This is a genomic window from Pseudoalteromonas sp. SCSIO 43210 (genome assembly GCF_054133285.1).
The window spans coordinates 2368262-2392128 of the sequence record NZ_CP087225.1 but is presented as its reverse complement, the minus strand read 5'-3'; the positions used below and the strand labels follow the sequence as shown (position 1 = coordinate 2392128).

16 protein-coding genes and 2 rRNA genes are annotated in these 23867 nt (G+C 40.7%); 1 reads left to right on the top strand and 17 read right to left on the bottom strand.

Annotated elements, in window-relative coordinates:
• Positions 1 to 55: 55 nt before the first annotated feature.
• The 10 genes from ccoG to LOS73_RS10240 all read right to left on the bottom strand — a co-directional run bounded on the left by ccoG (position 56) and on the right by LOS73_RS10240 (position 13476).
• The gene (ccoG, locus tag LOS73_RS10285) at positions 56 to 1438 is read right to left on the bottom strand and encodes a cytochrome c oxidase accessory protein CcoG (RefSeq protein WP_457934923.1); all 1383 of its coding nucleotides are present in this window, start codon (positions 1436 to 1438) and stop codon (positions 56 to 58) included.
• Between the two features lie 145 nt (positions 1439 to 1583).
• On the bottom strand, positions 1584 to 3002 hold the full coding sequence (locus LOS73_RS10280) for a sigma-54 interaction domain-containing protein (RefSeq protein WP_457934922.1): 1419 nt from the start codon (positions 3000 to 3002) through the stop codon (positions 1584 to 1586).
• Between the two features lie 93 nt (positions 3003 to 3095).
• Complete coding sequence (locus LOS73_RS10275; RefSeq protein ID WP_457934921.1) at positions 3096 to 4400, bottom strand: ABC1 kinase family protein; 1305 nt, start codon at positions 4398 to 4400, stop codon at positions 3096 to 3098.
• A gap of 68 nt (positions 4401 to 4468) precedes the next feature.
• Complete coding sequence (locus LOS73_RS10270; RefSeq protein WP_002960677.1) at positions 4469 to 5023, bottom strand: DUF1439 domain-containing protein; 555 nt, start codon at positions 5021 to 5023, stop codon at positions 4469 to 4471.
• A 366-nt stretch (positions 5024 to 5389) separates the two neighbouring features.
• A complete protein-coding gene (locus LOS73_RS10265) occupies positions 5390 to 8071 on the bottom strand; it encodes a DUF349 domain-containing protein (protein WP_457934920.1) in 2682 nt (893 codons plus the stop codon).
• Positions 8061 to 8342: a YeaC family protein gene (locus tag LOS73_RS10260; RefSeq protein ID WP_007378333.1), complete on the bottom strand. Its 282-nt coding sequence runs from the start codon at positions 8340 to 8342 to the stop codon at positions 8061 to 8063. Before LOS73_RS10260 ends, LOS73_RS10265 begins: the two co-directional genes overlap by 11 nt.
• A 1-nt stretch (position 8343) precedes the next feature.
• On the bottom strand, positions 8344 to 8670 hold the full coding sequence (locus LOS73_RS10255; RefSeq protein ID WP_007378332.1) for a hypothetical protein: 327 nt from the start codon (positions 8668 to 8670) through the stop codon (positions 8344 to 8346).
• Between the two features lie 139 nt (positions 8671 to 8809).
• Positions 8810 to 10312, bottom strand: coding sequence for an alanine/glycine:cation symporter family protein (locus tag LOS73_RS10250; protein WP_007378331.1), 1503 nt, complete (start codon positions 10310 to 10312; stop codon positions 8810 to 8812).
• Between the two features lie 376 nt (positions 10313 to 10688).
• The gene (locus tag LOS73_RS10245) at positions 10689 to 11816 is read right to left on the bottom strand and encodes a M14 family metallopeptidase (RefSeq protein ID WP_008136269.1); all 1128 of its coding nucleotides are present in this window, start codon (positions 11814 to 11816) and stop codon (positions 10689 to 10691) included.
• Positions 11817 to 12033: 217 nt separating this feature from the next.
• Positions 12034 to 13476, bottom strand: coding sequence for a glyceraldehyde-3-phosphate dehydrogenase (locus LOS73_RS10240; RefSeq protein ID WP_007378329.1), 1443 nt, complete (start codon positions 13474 to 13476; stop codon positions 12034 to 12036).
• Between the two features lie 142 nt (positions 13477 to 13618).
• Here LOS73_RS10240 and LOS73_RS10235 point away from each other — a divergent pair, with 142 nt between their 5' ends.
• On the top strand, positions 13619 to 14419 hold the full coding sequence (locus LOS73_RS10235) for a DUF2989 domain-containing protein (RefSeq protein ID WP_007378328.1): 801 nt from the start codon (positions 13619 to 13621) through the stop codon (positions 14417 to 14419).
• Positions 14420 to 14497: 78 nt separating this feature from the next.
• Here the strand turns inward: LOS73_RS10235 and ihfA are convergent, their stop codons facing one another.
• The 7 genes from ihfA to LOS73_RS10200 all read right to left on the bottom strand — a co-directional run bounded on the left by ihfA (position 14498) and on the right by LOS73_RS10200 (position 23807).
• Positions 14498 to 14797: an integration host factor subunit alpha gene (gene ihfA, locus LOS73_RS10230; protein WP_002960690.1), complete on the bottom strand. Its 300-nt coding sequence runs from the start codon at positions 14795 to 14797 to the stop codon at positions 14498 to 14500.
• 2 nt (positions 14798 to 14799) lie between these two features.
• Positions 14800 to 17187, bottom strand: coding sequence for a phenylalanine--tRNA ligase subunit beta (gene pheT / locus LOS73_RS10225; RefSeq protein ID WP_033039153.1), 2388 nt, complete (start codon positions 17185 to 17187; stop codon positions 14800 to 14802).
• A 15-nt stretch (positions 17188 to 17202) separates the two neighbouring features.
• Complete coding sequence (pheS, locus tag LOS73_RS10220; protein ID WP_007378326.1) at positions 17203 to 18183, bottom strand: phenylalanine--tRNA ligase subunit alpha; 981 nt, start codon at positions 18181 to 18183, stop codon at positions 17203 to 17205.
• An 84-nt stretch (positions 18184 to 18267) separates the two neighbouring features.
• A complete protein-coding gene (hda, locus tag LOS73_RS10215; protein ID WP_007378325.1) occupies positions 18268 to 18978 on the bottom strand; it encodes a DnaA regulatory inactivator Hda in 711 nt (236 codons plus the stop codon).
• The gene (locus LOS73_RS10210) at positions 18978 to 20033 is read right to left on the bottom strand and encodes a DUF2066 domain-containing protein (protein ID WP_033030978.1); all 1056 of its coding nucleotides are present in this window, start codon (positions 20031 to 20033) and stop codon (positions 18978 to 18980) included. The genes hda and LOS73_RS10210 overlap by 1 nt, the downstream gene beginning before the upstream one ends.
• A gap of 616 nt (positions 20034 to 20649) precedes the next feature.
• A 5S ribosomal RNA gene (gene rrf, locus LOS73_RS10205) occupies positions 20650 to 20764 on the bottom strand.
• A 152-nt stretch (positions 20765 to 20916) separates the two neighbouring features.
• A 23S ribosomal RNA gene (locus LOS73_RS10200) occupies positions 20917 to 23807 on the bottom strand.
• Positions 23808 to 23867: the final 60 nt, after the last annotated feature.

Below are 23867 nucleotides of genomic sequence, written 5' to 3'. Positions count from 1 at the left end.
AAATGCCCAAGAGGAATATCTACTTGGGCATGTTGTTTATGAAATTTTATCAATCTTAGTTTTTATAAAACTGGCTATCTTTAGTTATGGTTATACTGGCGTCTTCTTGCGCTGTTACTACAAATTGTAACTTGCTAACTTTACGCTCAATATCGTAACCATCTGCAGTTACAGTAACGGGGACTCTTTTCATCACACCTGGCTGTATAAGTGTAGAACTTGGACTTGAGAGTGTTGCTTCTGGCAAGCCCTCTATGGCAATGGTGTAATGCAGTGCTTGCTGCGTTTTATTAATAATAGTAAGTGTATAAGGGTTTTCTACCAGGCCCTCGTAGTTCACTCTATAAAGCGCATTCCTATCTCGTAGTACTGAGACTTCTATTGGTGTGCGTTGTAGCATCCATGCAAACATAGAAATTATTAACAAAGCCGTTAATGCGCCGTATCCTATTAGTTTTAATCTAAATGGATTGGTTTTTTTACCCTCCATTTGTTTTTCGCTGGCGTATTTAATTAAGCCTTTTTGATAACCAAATTTCTCCATGGTATCGTCGCAAGCATCAATACATAAGCCACAGTTTATACATTCATATTGTAAGCCATTTCGAATATCTATTCCTGCAGGGCATACCTCTACACATAAGTTACAGTCTACACAGTCACCTAGGTTAAGCTCTTTTGGATCGGCTTTGCGTTTACGTGGTCCTCGGCTTTCACCGCGCTTGCTATCATAGGTAACAAGCAACGTATCTTTATCAAACATAACAGCCTGAAAACGAGAATACGGGCAAGCAATTGTGCACATTTTTTCGCGTAAAAACCCTGCATTACCGTAGGTGCAAAAAGCGAATAAAAACACCCAAAAGCTCGTAATACCTGACCATTCAAACGTAAGTATTTCCATATACAAACTTTTTGCTGGGATAAAATACGCCATAAACGAGGTGGCGGTTAAAACTGAAATAACAATCCACGCACTGTGCTTAGTAATTTTTTTGCGCCAAGTGCTCAGCGTCCACTGCGATTTATCTAATTTAATACGCTGATTTCGAGTGCCTTCTATGCGTTGTTCTACCCACGAAAACATGAGCATCCATATTGTTTGCGGGCACGTATATCCACACCAAACCCGACCAAGCCAGTTAGTTACAAAAAATAATGCAAAAGCCCCCACCATAAATAGCAGGGCTAAAATCATAAAATCTTGAGGAAGGAGTGTTAGACCAAAAATAGTAAAAGTTTGCGTTGCCACATCAAGCAGCACAGCTTGTTGACCGTTATATTGGATCCACGGTATTGCAATAAAAGTTAGCATTAGCAGCCAACCTAAATTACGGCGTATGCGCTGAAAAAATCCTTTTTGCTCGCGGATATAAATTGGCCCTTCGGTGTTATAGGGCTTAATGATCATGTCTTCTTCTTTAATATCAAACTTCATAGTACTTGCTTCATAATGACGGGTATTAAGCAAGTACTTGCAACTTTCAGACCAAGCTGAAACTTTAATTACTTCATTGATATTAAACAGATTATTTTAAAAACAAAAAACCAACCTCGCGATATAAAGCGTATTTCGCGATATATCACGAATCCTTAGCAATCCCTAACTTTCGCATTTTTGAGCGTAGTGTACTCTCAGGTAAGCCCAATTTAACTGCCGCCCCTTTATCACCCGATATTTGCCAGTGCGATAACACAAGAACAGAGGTTATATGCTGCTTTTGCGCTTCATCGAGCGTAAGTGAAGGATTAATAACGACTTCACCACCCGCTTGCAAAGGCTGGCTTAGCTGAAGTACCGCTTGATTAGATAAAATAGCTTCGCGTTCAAGTACATTTTGCAGCTCTCTAATATTGCCTGGCCAATTGTAGGCTTGCAGCTGCGTAATTGCTTTTTTACTTAGCCCTTTTAAGTTTTTCCCGAGCCGCTTATTTAGCTGCGCAATTAAATTAGCGCATAAATAAGGAATATCTTCTTTTCGATCTTTAAGGGCGGGTACTTTTATAGGAAATACATTGAGCCGATAATACAAATCAATTCTAAACGTGCCTTTTTGTACCATTTCCCACAGGTCGCGATTAGTCGCTGCAATCACTCTAATGTTTACTTTTAGCGTATTACTGCCACCCACACGTTCAAACTCTTGTTCTTGCAAGACTCTCAGTAATTTACTTTGCGCCTCAAGTGGAAGCTCTGCTATCTCATCTAAAAACAAGGTGCCTTTATCAGCAAGTTCAAAGCGCCCTTTACGACGTTCATTGGCACCTGTAAACGCGCCCTTTTCATGGCCAAACAATTCCGACTCTAGCAAGCTCGGGGTAAATGCAGCGCAATTAACTTTTATAAAGGCCTGTTCGCTACGTTTGCTCAGCCTATACAAGTTACGGGCTACCAACTCTTTACCCGTGCCATTTTCGCCAAGTATAAGCACTGTGCTGTCGGTTTCACTTACCAGTTTTATTTGATCTAACATGGTTTGAAATATATGGCTTTGTCCAACTAGCCCTGAGTCTTGCCAGTCTTCGTTGAGCTCTGCAATTAAGTAGTTGTTTTCATCTTTTAGCTGCTCACTTAAGTGCTTTACTTGAGTAAGTGCCTCTTGCAGTGCATTTTGTGTTTGCTGTTGCAGTGATATATCGCGAAATACCGCTACAGCACCAATTAACTTATCATTTTGATAAACCGGTGTTGAGGTGTATTGAACTGCAAATGAGCTACCGTCTTTGCGCCAAAAAACTTCATTTTTAACTTCACGACGTTTTCCGTCAAACATGGTGCAGTAAATTTGGCATTCATCAGCGGGATAAGGTGTGCCATCAGCATGAGTATGGTGATGATATTGATGTATTTTTTTACCTAATAGTTCCTCAGCGCACCAACCTGTCATGCGCTCAGCGGCAGGATTAACAAACACCGCATTACCCGACAGGTCAAAACCGTATATACCCTCACCGACTGCGTTTAGCAATAATTTAGGATCGTTTAAAAATTGTTTTATCATAAATACACCTCGCGAAATATCGCGAGTATTATGGCAATTTTATACGCTAAGTGCACTTATTACTTAAAGCGCACTTACGCGTAAATTAAAAAGCTATAAATAGTGCTTAAATAACGTTTTTACATCTATTTTTGCACCTAGCCTTGCGGCTATTAAGTAAAGTCCTGCAAGTTTTCGGTGAATAAATAGCGCATCAACGGGCGGTGTATGCCATTGCTGAGATTGCCCACTAAGAGCAAGCCCTGCATTTTTAATTTTGAGCGCGAGTTCGCTATTTTTAAAATCAAATTCCCCTTCTGCTCTTAGTGGCTCGCACGCCATTAAAAATAAATCAATGACGTTGTTTTTATACTCATCAACTAAGTCATTTTTAAAATAACCTATGTGTGATGCCGCTTTAAGTACACCTTCTCGGTTGTTTTCACTACCCGCTTTAAATAAGGCTAAGTACGCTAAGCTAAGCTCGGTTGATATTTCTCGCGTTGCACCAAAATCAAATAAAACAATTTTTTGTGTATCAAGCTGATAATGAAAGTTGGCAAAGTTAGGGTCGGTTTGAATTAATTTAAATTCAAACATTTCTTTAAAAAATAAATCAATGAGCTGCTCTGCAACAAAGCTTTTTTGACTATCAGGTAGCTCTGTAATGCTCTCAATGGGCTCTGCTTTTATATATTCCATAGTTAGCACGTGTTGTGTGCTGTGCTCTGGATATACGTTAGGCACTTTAAAGTGTTCGTTCTCTGCTAGTGCATTTTTATAACGTATTAAGTACTGAGCCTCCCGTTTATAATCAGCCTCGGCTAATAGCTGCGCTTTAGCCTCACTAATAAGTGGTTTAATATTAAGATCTTTTGGCAATAATCGAGAAATCGTTAATAAAGAAATAACGTTATCGACATCACTTACTACACTTTTTGCAATACCAGGGTATTGAATTTTAACAGCAAGCTGATCGCCATTTTCTTTATAAGCTAAATGAACTTGCCCTATAGAAGCCGCTGCAAAAGGTCTTAGCTCAATGTGAGAAAAACGCGCTAGCCACTCATCCCCCCATTGCTCTTTTAACACTTCAACAAGCTGCTTATGAGGCATTGGGTTCGCGTCTGAGCGCAGTAAAGCAAGTAACTGAGCTAATTCAGGACTAAGTAGATCACCGGCATCCATTGAAAGCAATTGCCCCAGTTTCATTGCTGCACCACGTAAATGTGATAGCTGTGTGGCTAGCTTTTCAATATTTTTAGGTTGTAGTAGTAAGCTTTTATTATCCCAACCTTTACCCGTTAACGCACTCTTAGCGCCATCAACTAACATGTTGGTAGCAACACCTGTTGCGAGTGAGCCTAATTTTGCAAATCGAGAAAGCCGAGAAGTGGGAACAGTGCGAGGAGCCGCCATAATATTAAAACCTAATTAGCCTGAAAGTCAGGCTAATCAATACGTATATTGTAAGTAGGTCGATCTACTTATAGACGAGGTACTAGCTTAATTGCGCCTTCAACCACTTTCATATCAAGTGGAAGTTTACTAAGTAGCATCATTTTAGGGTCATCCATGTTTAGAGTATAAACTGGGTTAACCGCTAAAAAAGCATTAATAACATCCATTGCTTGGCTATCAAGTGCACCTAAATTACCTTTAAAACCACCGGCATCTACACTCGAATCAAGTAATTTAATATTACGTAAAAACACCGCTTTTTTCTCACTGTCGTAAAATGGGCTTCCTTCAATTTGTAGCTTTAAACGCACTGGGTATTTAAGTGCGAATGCATTAATTTCAGCGCTCGAATCCGCACCAAGCACAACAACATCGCGGTTATCAGGTCCAATGTTGACACTTAAGTCGTTTACATCAAACTGAACGGGTAAACCCATTAAGCTTACTTTTTCACTTAACTTTGGTAATTGCTTACCCAGTACAGATTCAACCTCAGAGTTAGTAAATGAATATACTGATATGCCTTGCGTGGTATTACAGGCAGTTAAAAATAACGCTGCAATAATAACTAAAATTCTCATGAGAACCCTTTTGTTTATGAATTAGTGATACATAAAAAAGCCGCTATTAAAGCGGCTTAGTAAAATAGTAACCAGCACATATTATGCTGGTTCTAGGGCGTGTTGACCTTTGTGGATTGAAATTTGTTCAATCTAGGGTCGATTTAATCGCGGCGTGAGGTTTGTAACCTAGCGGCCTAAGTCAAAACCGAGCAACAAAGAGTTAATCGTCCCTAAAAAGAACCCAAAGGGCAGCGCATGTTTGGCATTTATGCTGCGTTATCGCCTATTTATGGGGAATAACCACACTACATAGACTCTGCCTTGCCTAAATACCAAACAGTCTGCTGCAAATTCAACCACGAAAGGTCAACACGCCCTAGTGTATTAAGCTGCAAGTGTCGCTTTAAGTCGCGTTAGTGTGTCAGGTTCAACTGAACCGTCACTGAGCGCTAATAACTGTTTTAAATAATAGTTTAAATCAGCATGATCGCCACGATGTTTGTCATCTAGCATGGCTACTTGTTCTGCCATTCTAAGTGACTTATCGATTGAACTTACGTTCGCTAGTATTTCCATGCGCGTAATAAGCTGCTCGGTATTTAATGCTGTTTTAAGCGGTGCTTGATACTGACTTGGTAATGCTTCATTGTTCTCAAGTGCAGTAATTAATGCATCTAAATTAGCTTGCTCTGATTTACTTGTTAGCAATGCAAGTTTATCGTCAATAGCGGCTAGTAGCTTAGTAACCTTTGGCGCTAACGATCTAAATTGCGTGTACCCTTTCACTTTTGTTTCAAGGTCGTGCAACTGCGCTCTTTGATTAACATCACTCAATGCTGCTTCAAGCTCAGCAAGTTCTGCAACTGCTTGCTTATCTGACTCGTTTTGCTCAAGTTTTTGCTGCTCGAACTCACTGCTACGCTTGGTAAATGTTTCATCGTTAAACTGACGAAACTTTTGCCATAACGCATTTTCAGCTTTCAAACCTGCAAAACCGATAGCTTGCCATTGTTGTTGCATTTGCTTCAACTCTTGGCATGCAGCCGCTAAATCATCACTTTGTGACAATTGCTGCGCTTTTTCTATTAGTTCGTTTTTAAGTGTGGCATTAGTTTTATGAAATGCATTTAACAAAGTCAGTACTTGTTGTTGCTCATTTTTATAACGATCGTTTAGTGTACGGTATGTTTTAGGGTCAACTTTACCCACACTGCGCCACGCTTTATTTAAACGATTGTATTGGCTTTCATATTGCTTCCAATCAAAGTCATCCTCAGCAGTTGGCTGTAAATGGAGCGCATGCATGTCGTTAATAATACTTTCACGTTGTGCTTTTGATGCTTCTCGTTGTACTTCTTGCTCTGCGAAGTAACTACGGCAAGGCGCAAATAACAGCTCGATTTGTTCATCAAACTGCACGCCTTGTTGCTTTTCTTCATCTGTATCTAAACGACCTAACTCATTCCAACGTTTACGTAGCGCTTTTACTTGCTCTGCGCGTTGTTGTGGGTCGGTGCATTCTTCGCTTACTAATGCACTTACTTCTTCTAATAAGGCTTCACGCTTTGGTGCTGCTGCGTATTTTTGCCAATCTTTAGCATCTGCAAGTTGCGCTTCAAGTTCCGCTTTTATGTTTACAAGCGGCTGTTGATATTGCTCAGTAAGTGTATTAAATAACTCTTCAAAGCCTTTAAACACACCAAAAGCAACATTAAAACGACCTTCTTCAATTAGGCGTTTAACATCACGCGCTTTGCGCTTTGCTTGGCTTTGGTTTTTTTCAAGTGGCTTAACTAGCTCATTCATTGGTGCTAAAAATTGCTTTTTATGCGCATTTAACTGTGTTTTAAAGGTACTTTGTAGTGCGCCATCTAAAATATTTAAATGATTACGCGCTGCTTTAAAGCCATTATTAAATTCAGTTAAAGTTGCATCGTATTGTGCTAAATCTTCTGCTGGCGTAATTTCGCATAGCGCTGCAAAAGCGAGTTTGTACTCTTTAATAGCCGTTGTTAACTCAGGTAACTTAGCAACTTGAGTAAATAGTTTTTCTAACTTGCTTACAGCGAGTTTTGATTGTGCGTTATTAGCAAGTTCTGTTTCGCTAATAGCTTGCTTAGCTTGCGCTACTTTTGCATCAAGCCAATCTTGTTGAATTTGCTCTGGCGTTTCAAGACCAAGCTGTAAGGCATTTTCAATTTCTTCACCCAAAGCTTCAAGTGTTGCAAGTGCTAATAATTGACGCTGTTGTTGCGCTAATTGCTGCTGCTCTTTGTCATGTACCGCTTTTAGCTGTTCAATGTGTGCATCTAACTTAGTGGTGATAGAAGTATATTTTTCGTCAAGCAGCTTAACGCGCTCATCACTTAACCATTTAAGCTCAAGTGCTTGCCACTGAGCGATTAAATCGCTCGCTTGTGGATTAACAATACCAAAATCTGTTTTTTCACGTAAAGCATTTAACTTAGCTAAAATAACACGTGTTGCATTTTCAACTTCAAGTGGCATTTCAATTGCTAAACGTTCATTTTCAATATGCGTTTCAAGTGCTGCTTTTGCACCACCCTTTGCATGCTTTACTAATGATTTAATTAATTGATGAGTAATAACAAGTTCAACTAATTGAGTTTGTAGCTCTTCGCTACCTTCTTTAAATGCTTTTTCTACTAGTTTTGGATTTGCTAAACGTTTCAGTAATTTAACGCGTACTTGCAGCTCTTTTTCTGCAAACGCTAACTTTTCAAGTGTTTTAACGGGTGCAAAACGCTCTATGTATTCGTTTTTAATTTTTGCTGTTAGCGTACTTTCGCTATTTAAAACAGCATTAGATATTTGTAGCTCGGCTATATCTTTTAATGCTTGATCTTGTTTATACGCTTTCCACCAAAGTGGTAAGTCGTTCACTTTTTGGAGCGCTTTACGGCGTATTTCAGCGGAGCTATCTTCAAGTGCTAACGTGTTTAATATGGTTGCATCACGTTCAATGTCTAATTTTTCGATAGCATCAAGACGTACTTGTTGCTTAGGGTGTTTCCATTTTGGTGTAAAAAGGTGCTTAAAGATCATGTTCACTAAACCTAGCTATTTCGTTGTCTGATTTAAATTCTTTTTGTAGTTGAGCTTTTGTCTTTTGGATCATCTCACCATTAGCACCAATCGTAAATTGCTCGTTTGATTGAGCCACTTTTGCTTGATACAACATAACCAACTGCACTGTTTGTTGCTTTTGCTCATCTGATAAAACGGTACCGTCTGGCCATTTACCAGTAGAGGCACCGTATTGTAAGCGTTCGAATAATTCGGGAGTAATATTTTGTACAAGATTGTCGATGTTCATGTCATTTTTTCTTTTTTAGAGTCACTAAAACAATACGGTTTATAAGATACCAAATACACCCTACGCCAATTGCGGCGGTGTAAGCGTACCACTGCAGTGTTTCTTCTTGCGGTTGTAGAAAGTACAAACAGAAAAAACCACCTAAAAATAAGATAAGCGCCAAAAAGGAGTGATTTATAAACATCTGCTTTTTTTTAATTCGCTGTTCGCGCTGAAGTTGTAAAACTTGCTCGTCGTTTAGCTCTGCAATGTTGCTTTCGCAATGCGGACATTGCTTATGTTTATCTGAAATTGATTTTGCACATTTTGGGCAACGAATAATCGCCATACTTCTCTCCATACTACGCATAAAAAAAGCGCCTTTCGGCGCCTTTATTGTACGTGTTTTATTTCTCGTTGTCTTTTTTGAATTCAAACCAATAACTAATTTAGGGGCGATAATTTTCCAAGTTGCCCACTAAGTTTAATTACTCTGCGTCTTTTGACTGCTTTTCTAAGCGTTTTTCCCAGAATGTGGCGTTTTTTATACCCAATTTAACTGGATCAAATATGACTTTTCCGCCTTTTTTCTTTTGTTCTTCATAATCGCTCAAACATAGCAAAGCAGGCTTAGCGACAAAGAAAATGGCTAAAATACCGAGTATGTTAATCCAAGCCATTAAGCCAACGCCAATATCACCAATAGTCCAAATATAACCTGAATTATTTACCATGCCGTATGCAACCATAAACATAATTACAAACTTCACAAGAACAAGCGGAATACTGCCCTTAAAATAACGATTTAAGTAAGCAATATTAGTCTCTGCAATAAAGTAATAAGCAAGTATTGTGGTAAAGGCAAAGAAGAATAATGCAATACCGACAAATGCTTGTCCAAAGCTACCAAATACACTAAATAGAGCCATTTGAGTAAAGGCTGCTGATCCCACTTCAGTGGCTGCATCAACATTTTGTACAATAAATTGCCCTGCTGGTAGCTCACCCACAATGTTGTATTGCTGCGTTATTAAAATCATTAATGCAGTTGCAGTACACACAAAGAGGGTATCAACATAAACAGAAAAAGCTTGTACTAAGCCCTGTTGAGCAGGGTGATCAACTTCTGCTGCAGCTGCTGCATGAGGCCCAGTACCTTGGCCAGCTTCATTAGAATATATACCACGTTTAACGCCCCAACCAATAGCAGCACCAAAACCTGCCTGCGCAGTAAATGCATCACTAATAATTAAATAAAATATATCGCCCACTTTATCTAAATTTAAAAATACCACGATTAGTGCCAGTACTATGTAACCAAGCGCCATAAATGGCACTACAATTTGCGTAAAGTTCGCAATACGTTTTATACCGCCGAAAATAATAAATGCCAAAACAATAAGGATAATTGCTAAAGCGACTAATTTAAAGCTGCCTACATCACCAAAGCTAGTAGAAACCATGTTGCCATTGCCAAACACTTGGGTAAACGCATTACCTACCGCATTTGCTTGTACGCCAGGCAGAAAGACACCACATGCTATAATTGCCGAAACAGCGAATAAAATAGCCAACCATTTTTGTCCTAAACAACGGTCAAAATAATACGCTGGGCCACCACGGTATTGCCCGTCTTCTTCTGTTTTATAAATTTGACCTAAAGTAGATTCTGCATATGCGGTACTTGCGCCTAGAAAAGCAACAACCCACATCCAGAAAATAGCGCCTGGTCCGCCAAAACCAATAGCCGCTGCAACGCCAGCGATATTACCGACGCCTACTCGTCCAGACAACGAGACTGCAAGGGCTTGAAAAGATGAGATACCTTTATCAGACGTGTTAGGACTAAATAATAACTTACACATTTCTTTAAAATGTCTAACTTGAGCAAATCGAGTTAATACTGAATAAAACAAGCCTGCGCCTAGGCATAAATAAATGAGTGCATTACTCCAAACAACATCATTAACAGCGCTTACAATAGCTTCCATGGATATCCTCTATAGTTATATTTATTATTTTTAGTTACGAGACTCTGCTTTAGCTACTACGCAACATAAGCTTTACGAAATAAGGTTTTGCCTCTCCCGTCCCGACTCATGATTTAATTAATCTTAACTTAAGTAACCCAACTTTGTTAACACTTAATTTTCAAAATATCTAATTACGTAGCTATTGCAAGGCACTACATCTGCAGTATTTAAAGGAAAGTAGATTGATTTGTACCGATACGGTGATGATACGCAGCGAAGAAACGTTAAAAACGTTTTGGAATGAAGTTGCTATATGATTATTATTTTTTGTAAAAGGGGTTTTACTAAAAACAAAAAAGGCATCAAAACTATTGATACCCTTCAAATAAATGTTTTATCTTAAATTATCAACAACATTAACAATTGCCGCTAACGTATCTTGACCAAATTGATACGAACGACGGTCTGACCAGCCATAGTCTGGATCAGGTAAATCGTTATTATCTTTAAATGGCATTTCAATTGTGTACGTTAATGCTTTAAATTCTTCAGCGGTTGCTGCTGAACCTACCGTTAGGTTAGCTTGGCCTGGCTCATCTTTTGGATAGCCATGCTCATCTTGAAACTCTGGAGTAATCGTTAAAAGCGCGGCTTTAAAGCTATCTTCAAGGCCTTTTAGGCGTGCATCGTAACTTGGAATACCTTCACTGCCTGCCACAAAGTTATACGGAATCGCTTCATCGCCGTGTATGTCTAGGTGCATATCTAAGCCAGCTTCGCGCATTTTATTTAGCACTAGGTAAACCTCAGGGCTATTTTCCATGCTTGGTGTTTGCCATTCACGGTTTAAGTTAACGCCTTTAGCATTAGTACGAAGATGTCCGCGTGCGCTACCGTCTGGATTCATATTTGGCACAACGTAAAATACTGCTTTTGATAGAAGCGCAGCTGCATGTGGGTCTTCGTCATCAAGAAGTTTGTGCAATAGACCTTCTACATACCACTGCGCCATTGTTTCACCTGGATGTTGGCGTGCTGTGATCCAGATGTTTTTCTTGTCTTCACTTGGTTCACCAATTTTAAGCACACTCATATCACGGCCATCGAGTGTTTCACCAAGCGTTATTAATTGGCAAGCGCCTTGGCTTTGTGCCCAAGATAATAAATCTAAATGGCGGTCGTAACTATATGGTGCAAAGTAAGCAAAATACACACTGCCGCACTCTGGTTCAATTTCAAAGCTTAATGTGCCATTTTCATAGCTTGATGGTACACGAAACCATGTTTGGCGGTCATATGATGCAACGGCTTGATACCCTTCCCAACCATCGGGGTAAGCTGATTTATCAAGCTCATTAATATTTAACTTATGCAATTGGTAAGGTGTTGTTTCAAGACGAAAGTGAAACCACTGATAAAATTCAGACTGATGATCTTTATTAATTTCTAATTGAATATTTAAAGGATCGGTGGCTTCAATAACTTTAATATTACCACTGTCGAAATTGCTGCTGATTTTCATGGAAAAACCTTTAGGTTGAATAAGTTTATCTGCTTTTTACTCTGCAGAACTAACACTACTGGTATTAAATACACGTAGTAAAATATTGCAATACTAATAAAAACTGAGCATTGCTAACATTTGAATAATTAAAGCCTATCACAAGGCATACGCTTTAAAAATAATACACGACCAAAAAAGCCAGCAACATGCTGGCTTTTACGTCACTGCAAACAAATTAACGAGGTAAGCTTGGGAATGACACTTCGGCCATATCGCGCATACAACGTACTACTTGGCAGCTGTAACCAAACTCATTGTCGTACCATACATATAAAACAATACGGTTATCTTCAACAATTGTTGCTTGTGAATCAACAACACCTGCGTAACGGCTACCGACTAAATCGGTAGATACAATTTCCGTTGATGCAGTGTAATCAATTTGATCACGTAAGTCTGAATGAAGTGCTGTATCGCGTAAAAATGCGTTTAGCTCTTCAACAGAAGTACTTGTTGCTAAATTAAGGTTTAAAATAGCTAACGATACGTTAGGCGTAGGTACGCGGATAGCATTACCTGTTAACTTACCTTCAAGCTCTGGTAATGCTTTTGAAACCGCTTTTGCAGCTCCCGTTTCAGTAATTACCATGTTAAGTGCTGCGGCGCGGCCTCGGCGCTCTGCTTTGTGGTAGTTATCAATAAGGTTTTGATCGTTCGTGTACGAGTGTACAGTTTCAACATGGCCATTATTAATACCAAACTTATCGTTTAATGCTTTAAGCGTTGGTGTAATTGCATTGGTTGTACAGCTTGCTGCACAAACAATTTTATCTTCAGGTAAAATATCTTTGTTATTCACACCATATACGATGTTTTTGATATTACCTTTTGCTGGTGCTGTTAATAATACTTTTGCAGCGCCCTGACACTCTAGGTGTTGGCCAAGGCCCGCTTCGTCTTTCCAAATACCGGTGTTATCAACGATTAATGCATTGTCGATACCGTATTGGGTGTAATCAATTTCGCTAGGAGAGTTAGCGTAAATAACTTGAATGTAGCTACCGTTAGCTTTAATTGCATTACGTTCTTTATCAATCGTGATTGAGCCATTGAATGGACCGTGAATTGAATCGCGACGCAATAAGCTTGCACGTTTTTCAAGATCACCATCTTTACCACCACGCACAACAATAGCGCGCAAACGTAAATCTGAATATGGACCTGATTTTTCAATTAATAAACGCGCGAGTAAACGACCAATACGACCAAAACCATACAACACAACATCGCGTGGTTCTTTCGCTGGTAAATCAGCTATTTCTGCAAGTTCGTCTTTAACAAACTCTTCGACTGAACGACCATTTGCGGCTTCAGTGAATAAATAACTATATGCAAGCTTACCAATATCAATACGTGCAGAGTTTAATTCCATTTTGCTGATAGCTTCTAAAAATGGGAAGCTTTCGCGCAAACGTAATTTAGTGCCTTCAAACTGAGCAACGGTTTTGTGAGATTTGATAATATCGATAGTACTGGCATTTACGAGAGGACGGCCATATACCGCAATTTCAATACCACGATTACGGTAAAGCTTACCAATGATTGGTTGCATACTTTCTGCGTAATCTTGGCGCTCTTGCCAACTATTTGTGTATTCTAACTCGTGAGATGAGGTCATTTTATTTACCTAAGTTAAACATTTTGAACGGATAGCCCAAATGGGCACTGCCATTCTAATTTAATCTGACGTTATTCTCTACTGTTAGGAGTTAAATGATTGAGCTAGAATAGGAGGGTATATATTCATTTGGGGTTAAGGGATGTTTCTAAAAGCAAGTGTTTTACTAGGGTTGGTAGCCCTAACTGGGTGTGGAGATCAGTTGACACTCTCAAAGGTATGCAAAGAAACACCAGGGTTTTGTGCCGATCTAAATAAAGATAGCCACTGTAAGGAGCCTCGCGCAGAGGTTATTATAAAACGCTACACAGAATATAAAGACCCGACAGATGAAAATAAATACCAATTACTTAAAGGATTTGAAGATTACAATCAATGCATAACATTGGCTGCAAAAATCGAGCACGTAAAACTCAAAGAAAAAACAACCTCTCGTATTGATGGGCAACTAACTAGTATTAAAGAAATAACACGCTTATATCAAGATACTAAAAATACTAACCACCCAGGTTTACTTTATTACCATTGGTCGCGCAATAATAATCAAAGTGCACTAACTAAACTTCTTTCGCTAGAAAACGAAACGAGTGTGACACAAAGTGCTGAAATGCAATTTTTCTTAGCGTCGTATTACATTAAATTCGATGATGAAAAAACCATTGATTTACTCTACAAAACATTAGAGTTAAATAAAAAAGACACCGTACCTAACCCCGAAGTCCTTACCTCATTAATTAGCCTGTTTTATAAACATGATAAATTTAAGCATGCATATATATTTTCTAAAGTGGGCCAAATGTTCGGTATTGAAAATATTGAACTGCTGCCAATAGAACATCAACTAATTAGTAGCGGTAAAAGCTTAGACAGCTTAGATATACTTGCAGAGCAAACATATTTGCAAATACAAAACGGTGAGTTTGTATCACCTAGAGAGTTTTAATTTATTAGTATAAAAATAAGCTAACTTTTTAGTTAGCTTATTTATGTAAAATAAAAAGGCAGCTTACGCTGCCTTTTTTTATTTTGCTTTACTTGTGCCCACTTCTACGCGGGTTTTAAGCTTTTGACCTGGTCGAAAGGTCACCACACGACGCGCCGAAATAGGAATATCTTCGCCTGTTTTCGGGTTGCGGCCTGGTCTTTCTTTTTTGTCTCGAAGATCAAAGTTACCAAATCCAGAGAGCTTAACCTGCTCGCCTTTTTCTAGCGCTGAGCGGATTTCTTCAAAAAACGCTTCAACTAAATCTTTGGCATCTTTTTTATTGATCCCGAGCTTTTCAAATAGGTGTTCAGCTATGTCGGCTTTAGTAAGCGCCATATCTAGTCCCTCAACGATGCATTAAACTGTTCGGCCAATTCGGCCACCACGTTATCAACTACTAGATTGATATCTTTCTCTTCGAGTGTTCTATCAACCGCTTGCAGTGTTAGAGCAATCGCCAAACTCTTATAATTTGGCTCAATACCTTTGCCCTTATACACATCGAATAAGTTTAGGTCAACCAATTGATTTCCGCCAACTTTTTCGATCACGCTTAAAATGTCACCCGATTTAACGCTGTCTGCCACTAAAATCGCGATGTCGCGGCGATTTGAAGGGAATTTAGACACCCCTTCTGCTTGCGGTAAATTTCTTTTTTCTATTGCTGACATTTCAATTTCAAAAACAAAAGTTGCGTTGTTGATATCTAACAACTTTTGAGCTTGTGGATGTAAAGCGCCAAAAAAGCCAACCTTTTTACCATCAACATATATTACTGCTGATTGACCAGGGTGAAGCCCATCTGACTGCTCTGCTTTAATTTCAAAACGAGTAACGTCATTGGTAATTGCAAGTAAGGCTTCAACATCACCTTTTAGGTCATAAAAATCAACATTACGTTTCTCTTCAACCCAATGTTCACCATTTACAAGACCAGTAATAACACCACCAATAACCGGTACTTGGTAAACACCGTTTTCTGCACTTTCGTCGCTTATAAATTTAAGACCATGTTCGAATAAACGAATACGAGGTTGTTGGCGATTTTGGTTATACGCTACAGACGCTAATAAACCCGGCATTAAACTTACGCGCATTGCCGACATTTCAATTGAAATAGGGTGCGGTAATACCATTGCTTTACATTCTGGATGCAAAATAGCTTGTGCCTTAGGGTCTACAAAACTGTATGTAATTGCTTCTTGGTAACCACGAGTCACTAACGTATTGCGGAACTTGCTAAGCGCAATCGTTGCTTCGTTATGTGTCGTCATTTTAAGTTTTGCTGTAGGCGCAACATTAGGAATGCTGTTGTAACCGTAAACACGTGCTACTTCTTCAATTAAGTCTTCTTCAATGCGAATATCAAAACGGTAGCTTGGTACATCAGCACTCCAGCTATCATTTTCTACTTTTACATCAAGTCCTAAACGCGTAAGAATATCGGTTACTTTAGCATCTTCAATATGATGGCCAATAACACGGTCTAAACGTGCACGACGAAGACGTACTTCAGTCACTTTTGGTAGTTTGTCAGCTGCGACAGCTTCGACAACAGGACCTGCTTGACCGCCTACTATTTCAAGAAGAAGTGCTGTCGCACGTTCCATTGCATCGTGTTGCAGAGCAAAATCAACACCGCGTTCATAACGGTGTGAAGCATCAGTGTGCAAACCGTAGCTACGTGCTTGGCCTGCAATTGCAACAGGATTAAAAAATGCACTTTCGAGTAAAATATCAGATGTTTTATCTGTAACGCCTGATTGCTCACCACCAAAAACACCCGCAATTGCAAGTGCTTTGTTATGATCGGCTATCACAAGTGTTGTGTCGTTTAATTTAGCGGTATTACCATCTAATAAAACAAGTTCTTCACCTGCATTTGCACTACGAACTTTAATACCACCTTCAATCGCATTTAAATCAAACGCGTGCATTGGATGACCAAGCTCAAGTAATACATAGTTAGTCACATCAACTACAGGATCAATTGAACGTACACCACTACGACGTAGCTTTTCAACCATCCAAAGTGGTGTTTCTGCATCAAGGTTAATGCCTTTGATCACACGGCCAAGGTAACGAGGACATGCATCTTCGTTAACTAGCTCAATTGATACTTTGTCATCAATTGTTGGCGTAACCGCAGGAATATCTAATACACTTACGTCAATGCTGTTTAAAACACCTACTTCACGTGCTAGACCTTTTATACCTAAGCAGTCACCACGGTTTGGCGTTAAATCAACATCTATAATGTTGTCATCAAGACCTAGGTAGTCACGTAAATCAGTCCCTACTGGTGCATCGCTTGGCAATTCCATAATGCCGTCGCCTTCTTCGCTAATACCTAGCTCAACAAAAGCACATAGCATTCCGTTTGAAGGTTGACCGCGTAGTTTAGCTTTTTTAATTTTAAAGTCACCAGGAAGTACAGCGCCCACAGTTGCAACAGCAACTTTAATACCTAAACGACAATTTGCTGCACCACATACGATATCAAGTAGCTCATCGCCACCTACGTTAATTTTGGTAACACGTAGTTTATCTGCATCAGGGTGTTGCCCACATTCAACAACTTCACCCACAACTACGCCATTAAATTTGGCCGCAGCAGGCTCAACGCCATCAACTTCTAGACCAGCCATTGAAAGCTGTTCCGAAAGAGCTTGCGTATCAATAGCAGGATTTACCCACTCTCTTAACCACTTTTCACTAAATTTCATTTTATTATTTCACTCTTAACGGAACTGGTTCAGGAATTTTAAGTCATTTTCGAAAAATGCACGTAAATCGTTTACGCCATAGCGCAACATAGTTAAACGCTCTACACCCATACCAAAAGCAAAGCCGGTGTATTTTTCTGGGTCAATGCCCACAGACTTAAGTACATTTGGATGTACCATGCCGCAGCCTAGTACTTCTAACCACTTACCGTCTTTACCCATAACATCTACTTCAGCTGAAGGTTCTGTAAATGGGAAGAATGAAGGACGGAAACGAATTTCCATATCTTCTTCAAAAAAGTTACGTAAAAAATCATGCAAAATACCTTTTAGCTCAGTAAAGCTAACATCGGTATCAACCATTAAACCTTCAACCTGATGAAACATAGGTGTATGTGTTTGATCGTAATCGTTACGGTATACACGTCCAGGTGAAATGATGCGCAGTGGTGGCTGCTCAGTTTCCATAGTACGAATTTGCACGCCACTTGTCTGTGTACGTAGTACTAATTTAGGATTGAAATAAAAGGTATCATGATCAGCACGTGCTGGATGGTGCTCTGGAATATTTAGCGCATCAAAGTTATGAAAATCGTCTTCGATTTCTGGACCAGATTTAACTTCAAAACCTAACTCACCGAAAAAGCTTTCTATGCGCTCAATAGTGCGCGTAACTGGGTGTAAACCGCCAGTAGGCATAGCACGCCCAGGTAGAGTTACATCTATAGTTTCAGCAGCTAGCTTTTCTTCAAGTGCTTTACTTGCTAGCAATTCACGCTTTTCGTTGATAGCAGCTTGTACATCTTGTTTAGCTTGGTTTATAACTTGGCCTGCTTCTTTACGTTCTTCAGGTGCTATTTTGCCTAGCGTTTTAAGCAAGCTTGTGATTTCGCCTTTTTTGCCAAGGTAATTAACCCTGATTTCTTCTAACTGCGCGATTTCACTGGCACTGGCTACCGCCTCAAGTGCTTGCGCTAATATGTTTTCTAAGTTCATTCGATACCTGATCTTTCACAGAAGGTGATTGCTGTTAAGTAATAGCTTATGATAACTGAAAGCAGGGTCTAGATTCTAGACCTACTACAGCTTTAACGTTGATTTTATAAAAGGAATTGTTAATTTTCTCTGTGCAGCCATTGACGCATGATCTAATTTGTCGAGTACATCGAGCAAAGCACGCATATCACGGCTTAAACGCGTTAATAAAAAACGTGCACATTCATCACTTAATTCAAGGCCGCGCATATGGGCGCGCTTAACAAGTGCTTGTGCTTTATCGTCATCACTCATAGAGCGAATTTGAAAGGTTGTTCCCCACGTTAAGCGAGACTCTAAATCTGGCAACGTAATATTAAGCATGCTAGGAAGTAAATCGGCAGTTACTACTAACATTTTACCGGGTTCGTTAAACCGGTTAAAAAAGTTAAATAGTGCTTTTTCCCATGCATCATTCCCTGCGACTAAATGCACGTCATCAATACATAAAACATCAAGCGCTTCTAAACCGTCTAGTACCATAGGTCCAAAATCAATCACTTCGCGCATAGACAGTAGCATATTAGACAGGCCACGCTCTTGAGCTTTAATGCAGGTCGCATACAAAAGGTGAGACTTACCCGAGTCACCTAATCCACATAAATAGGTATACTGAAACGTTTTTGCTAACTTCGAAAAACTATCTTTCAAATGATTAACTTCTAACGAATCTTCTCCACCAAAGTACGATGCAAATGTTTCGTCATCCGGTAAAGTAACCGGTAATGCCATTTGCATCGGCTCAGAAGTTAGCATTATGGCGTTATCCATTGATACTCTAAGCTATTTTTATCAACAACATGATAAAAAGCGCGTGGATCCTCATAATCTTTAAATGAGGAGTCTAACCCTAATCCTTTTTTAAGATCGCTTAGGTTACCAGTATGGTTTAGCTTAAACTCTACAAACTCCGGTGTTTTACGCACAATTTTAACTTGAGTAACAACGCTTAAACTCAATAACCTTCGTTTTGCTAATTCAACATCAATAAAACTTTGCGTGCCCTTTAGCGTAAGCATAGCAGTAGCTTGTTCATAATAAGCATTTGGATCAATAGCGTACTCGCTTGCAAGACCTTGTGCTAAGGTGTCAATCATCTGGCTCACTATTTGCTGCTTATCACCCGTTAATCTATTTGAATCAAATAAATCATCATTTGTAAAACGCCAATCTAAAATCCAATTTTCGCTATCCGCTTCTTTATACATTCTTGCCGTAATACTTCGCTCAGCACTGTAGCGTTTAGAAGCCTCTTCTACTGGTTCTGAAAAGTTACCCCATACTTCAGGGATACCTACTAAACGTCTATCTTGTAAATCAAGTAATGGCACTACAACGGGTAGCCCCCGGCGTCCTGCCTTGTCATAAATTAACTGCTCTAGCTGCGGGTAACTTTCTTGTGTTACTAATTCTCTGCGCCAGTTGTCTTCAATACCTAACCATATTGCAACTAATGGGCGCTGCACTCCCCATAAAGGTAAGTTTAATTCTTTGATTAGCGCGTTGATCTTTCGAGCTTCAAATTTAACAACGAGTTTCAATTGTCCATTTGCTCTCTCGTCATATTCAAACTTAAGCATATAATCAGAAATATCTTTAGTGCGTTGCTGTGCTAATTTATTTTGATCCGCAGTTTCATCACCGCTTACTTTCACTAAGACATTGAGCAAAGCTTTACGACTCGCCGCTAATCGAGTGTCTCGTGTTTTGTCATCCACTTTTAAAATATCTTGATATAGATCAGTTACTTCAACTGCCGTTACAGAAAAACAAAATAAAATGGATATGGCACTAATTAATAATCTATACACAGGCTATTAGTTCTTGGTTTTAAACTGATTTGATCCTAAATCAAAGACAGTAACAAAGCAAAATTAAATTTGTTATCTAAGGAAATGAAAGTAATTGGCTTTTGTAGAAAGTAAAAAAGATTAAATATAAATAAGTGCGTAGTACGCTATTCACCTACCCTTAACTTTATTGCAGACGTAAAAAAGCCCGAATCGTTAGATTCGGGCTTTCTACAATTTGAGGTCGGTGCGCTACGCAGTAGGATGTCGTAGTGCCCACAGCGGTGGAGAGCCACATAACAAATGCTACACTATCTTTGTGCGTCGGGAGTCGCTACGCTCGCCCGACTTACGTGATGGGAGGTGGTGTGAGTGTGTGTTAAGTGTGTGTTAAGTGTGCACATTTCACTTTTCTGCAGACGTAAAAAAGCCCGACTATTTCTAGTCGGGCTCTCTACAATTTGAAGCCTGGTAATGTCCTACTTTCACATAGCAAATGCTACACTATCGTTGGCCGGGGCTCGCCTTCGAGCTGTTTTGTTTCACTACTGAGTTCGGCATGAGCTCTTGGCTATTTGTTAAATCCCAAACAGCAAAAAACCCGTCACATTGCTGTAACGGGTTTCTTTAATTTGAAGCCTGGTAATGTCCTACTTTCACATAGCAAATGCTACACTATCATCGGCGCTGTTTCGTTTCACTACTGAGTTCGGCATGGAGTCAGGTGGGTCCAAAACGCTATTGTCACCAAGCAAATTTGGGCGTTAATACGTATTTCTGCGCACTAACTGAATTTGGAAAATATCTGATAATATTTTTTAAGTCTTTCTTTAAGTAATATCTACTTTAGTTATATTAACTTCTTCGCGTGTTTCACTATCACATAAAACGCGTTTGGCGTTGTATGGTTAAGCCTCACGGGTAATTAGTACAAGTTAGCTTAATGGCTCACACCACTTCCACATCTTGCCTATCAACGTTGTAGTCTTCAACGGCCCTTCAGAGACTTTAAAAGTCTAGTGAGAACTCATCTCGAGGCCTGCTTCGCGCTTAGATGCTTTCAGCGCTTATCAGTTCCGAACGTAGCTACCGGGCAATGCCATTGGCATGACAACCCGAACACCAGCGGTTCGTTCACTCCGGTCCTCTCGTACTAGGAGCAACCCCTCTCAATTCTCAAACGCCCACGGCAGATAGGGACCGAACTGTCTCACGACGTTCTAAACCCAGCTCGCGTACCACTTTAAATGGCGAACAGCCATACCCTTGGGACCGACTTCAGCCCCAGGATGTGATGAGCCGACATCGAGGTGCCAAACACCGCCGTCGATATGAACTCTTGGGCGGTATCAGCCTGTTATCCCCGGAGTACCTTTTATCCGTTGAGCGATGGCCCTTCCATTCAGAACCACCGGATCACTATGACCTACTTTCGTACCTGCTCGACGTGTCTGTCTCGCAGTTAAGCTGGCTTCTACCATTACACTAACCGTACGATGTCCGACCGTACTTAGCCAACCTTCGTGCTCCTCCGTTACTCTTTAGGAGGAGACCGCCCCAGTCAAACTACCCACCAGGCACTGTCCGTAACCCCGATTCAGGGGCCAACGTTAGAACATCAAAACTACAAGGGTGGTATTTCAAGGTTGACTCCACAACAACTAGCGTCGCTGCTTCAAAGTCTCCCACCTATCCTACACATGTAGGTTCAATGTTCAGTGCCAAGCTGTAGTAAAGGTTCACGGGGTCTTTCCGTCTAGCCGCGGGTACACAGCATCTTCACTGCGATTTCAATTTCACTGAGTCTCGGGTGGAGACAGCGTGGCCATGGTTACACCATTCGTGCAGGTCGGAACTTACCCGACAAGGAATTTCGCTACCTTAGGACCGTTATAGTTACGGCCGCCGTTTACCGGGGCTTCGATCAAGAGCTTCTCCCTAAGGATAACCCCATCAATTAACCTTCCGGCACCGGGCAGGTGTCACACCGTATACGTCATCTTGCGATTTTGCACAGTGCTGTGTTTTTAATAAACAGTCCCAGCCACCTGGTCACTGCGGCTCCCGTCCGCTTAGAGAGCAAGTCTCATCACAGATAGGAGCGTACCTTCTCCCGAAGTTACGGTACGATTTTGCCTAGTTCCTTCACCCGAGTTCTCTCAAGCGCCTTAGTATTCTCTACCTGACCACCTGTGTCGGTTTGGGGTACGATTCCATATAATCTGAAGCTTAGAGGCTTTTCCTGGAAGTATGGCATCAGCAACTTCATCACCGTAGTGACTCGTCTCGTGTCTCAGGTTTAGTGTTCGTCCGGATTTACCTAAACAAACGCCCTACTCACTTTCACATAGACTACCAACGCTATGCTTGCTTAGCCTGCTCCGTCCCCCCATCGCAATTATATCGAGTACAGAAATATTAATCTGTTTCCCATCGACTACGCCTTTCGGCCTCGCCTTAGGGGTCGACTTACCCTACCCTGATTAACATGGGATAGGAACCCTTGGTCTTCCGGCGTGGGAGTTTTTCACTCCCATTATCGTTACTCATGTCAGCATTCGCACTTCTGATACGTCCAGCATACCTCCCGGTACACCTTCAACCGCTTACAGAACGCTCCCCTACCACTCAGAATAAATTCTGAATCCGCAGCTTCGGTGCATAGTTTAGCCCCGTTACATCTTCCGCGCAGACCGACTCGACCAGTGAGCTATTACGCTTTCTTTAAAGGATGGCTGCTTCTAAGCCAACCTCCTGGCTGTCTGGGCCTTTCCACATCGTTTCCCACTTAACTATGACTTTGGGACCTTAGCTGGCGGTCTGGGTTGTTTCCCTCTTCACGACGGACGTTAGCACCCGCCGTGTGTCTCCCGGATATTACTTTACGGTATTCGGAGTTTGCAAAGGGTTGGTAAGTCGGGATGACCCCCTAGCCTTAACAGTGCTCTACCCCCGTAAGTATTCGTCCGAGGCTCTACCTAAATAGATTTCGGGGAGAACCAGCTATCTCCCGGTTTGATTAGCCTTTCACTCCTAGCCACAGGTCATCCCCTAACTTTTCAACGTTAGTGGGTTCGGTCCTCCAGTTGATGTTACTCAACCTTCAACCTGCCCATGGCTAGATCACCGGGTTTCGGGTCTATACCTTGCAACTAGTCGCCCAGTTAAGACTCGGTTTCCCTACGGCTACCCTATTCGGTTAACCTCGCTACAAAATATAAGTCGCTGACCCATTATACAAAAGGTACGCAGTCACCCAACAAGTGGGCTCCTACTGCTTGTACGTACACGGTTTCAGGTTCTATTTCACTCCCCTCACAGGGGTTCTTTTCGCCTTTCCCTCACGGTACTGGTTCACTATCGGTCAGTTGGGAGTATTTAGCCTTAGATGATGGTCCACCTATATTCAGTCAAAGTTTCACGTGCTCCGACCTACTCGATTTCACTTAAAATGTCTTTTCATGTACGGGACTATCACCCTGTATCGTGGCGCTTTCCAGCAGCCTTCCATTAACACATAATAAGCTTAAGGGCTGTTCCGATTTCGCTCGCCGCTACTTTCGGAATCTCGGTTGATTTCTTTTCCTACGGGTACTTAGATGTTTCAGTTCTCCGCGTTCGCCTCGTTAACCTATGTATTCAGTTAACGATACCTGCAAGCAGGTGGGTTTCCCCATTCGGAAATCCTAGTCTCAAGCGCTTTTTACTAGCTTGACTAGGCTTATCGCAAGTTAATACGTCCTTCATCGCCTCCAACTGCCAAGGCATCCACCGTGTACGCTTAGTCACTTAACCATACAACCCAAACGGGTCTTTGTTTTGTGACAGTTTAACTTCGCCAGAAGTCAATATTGA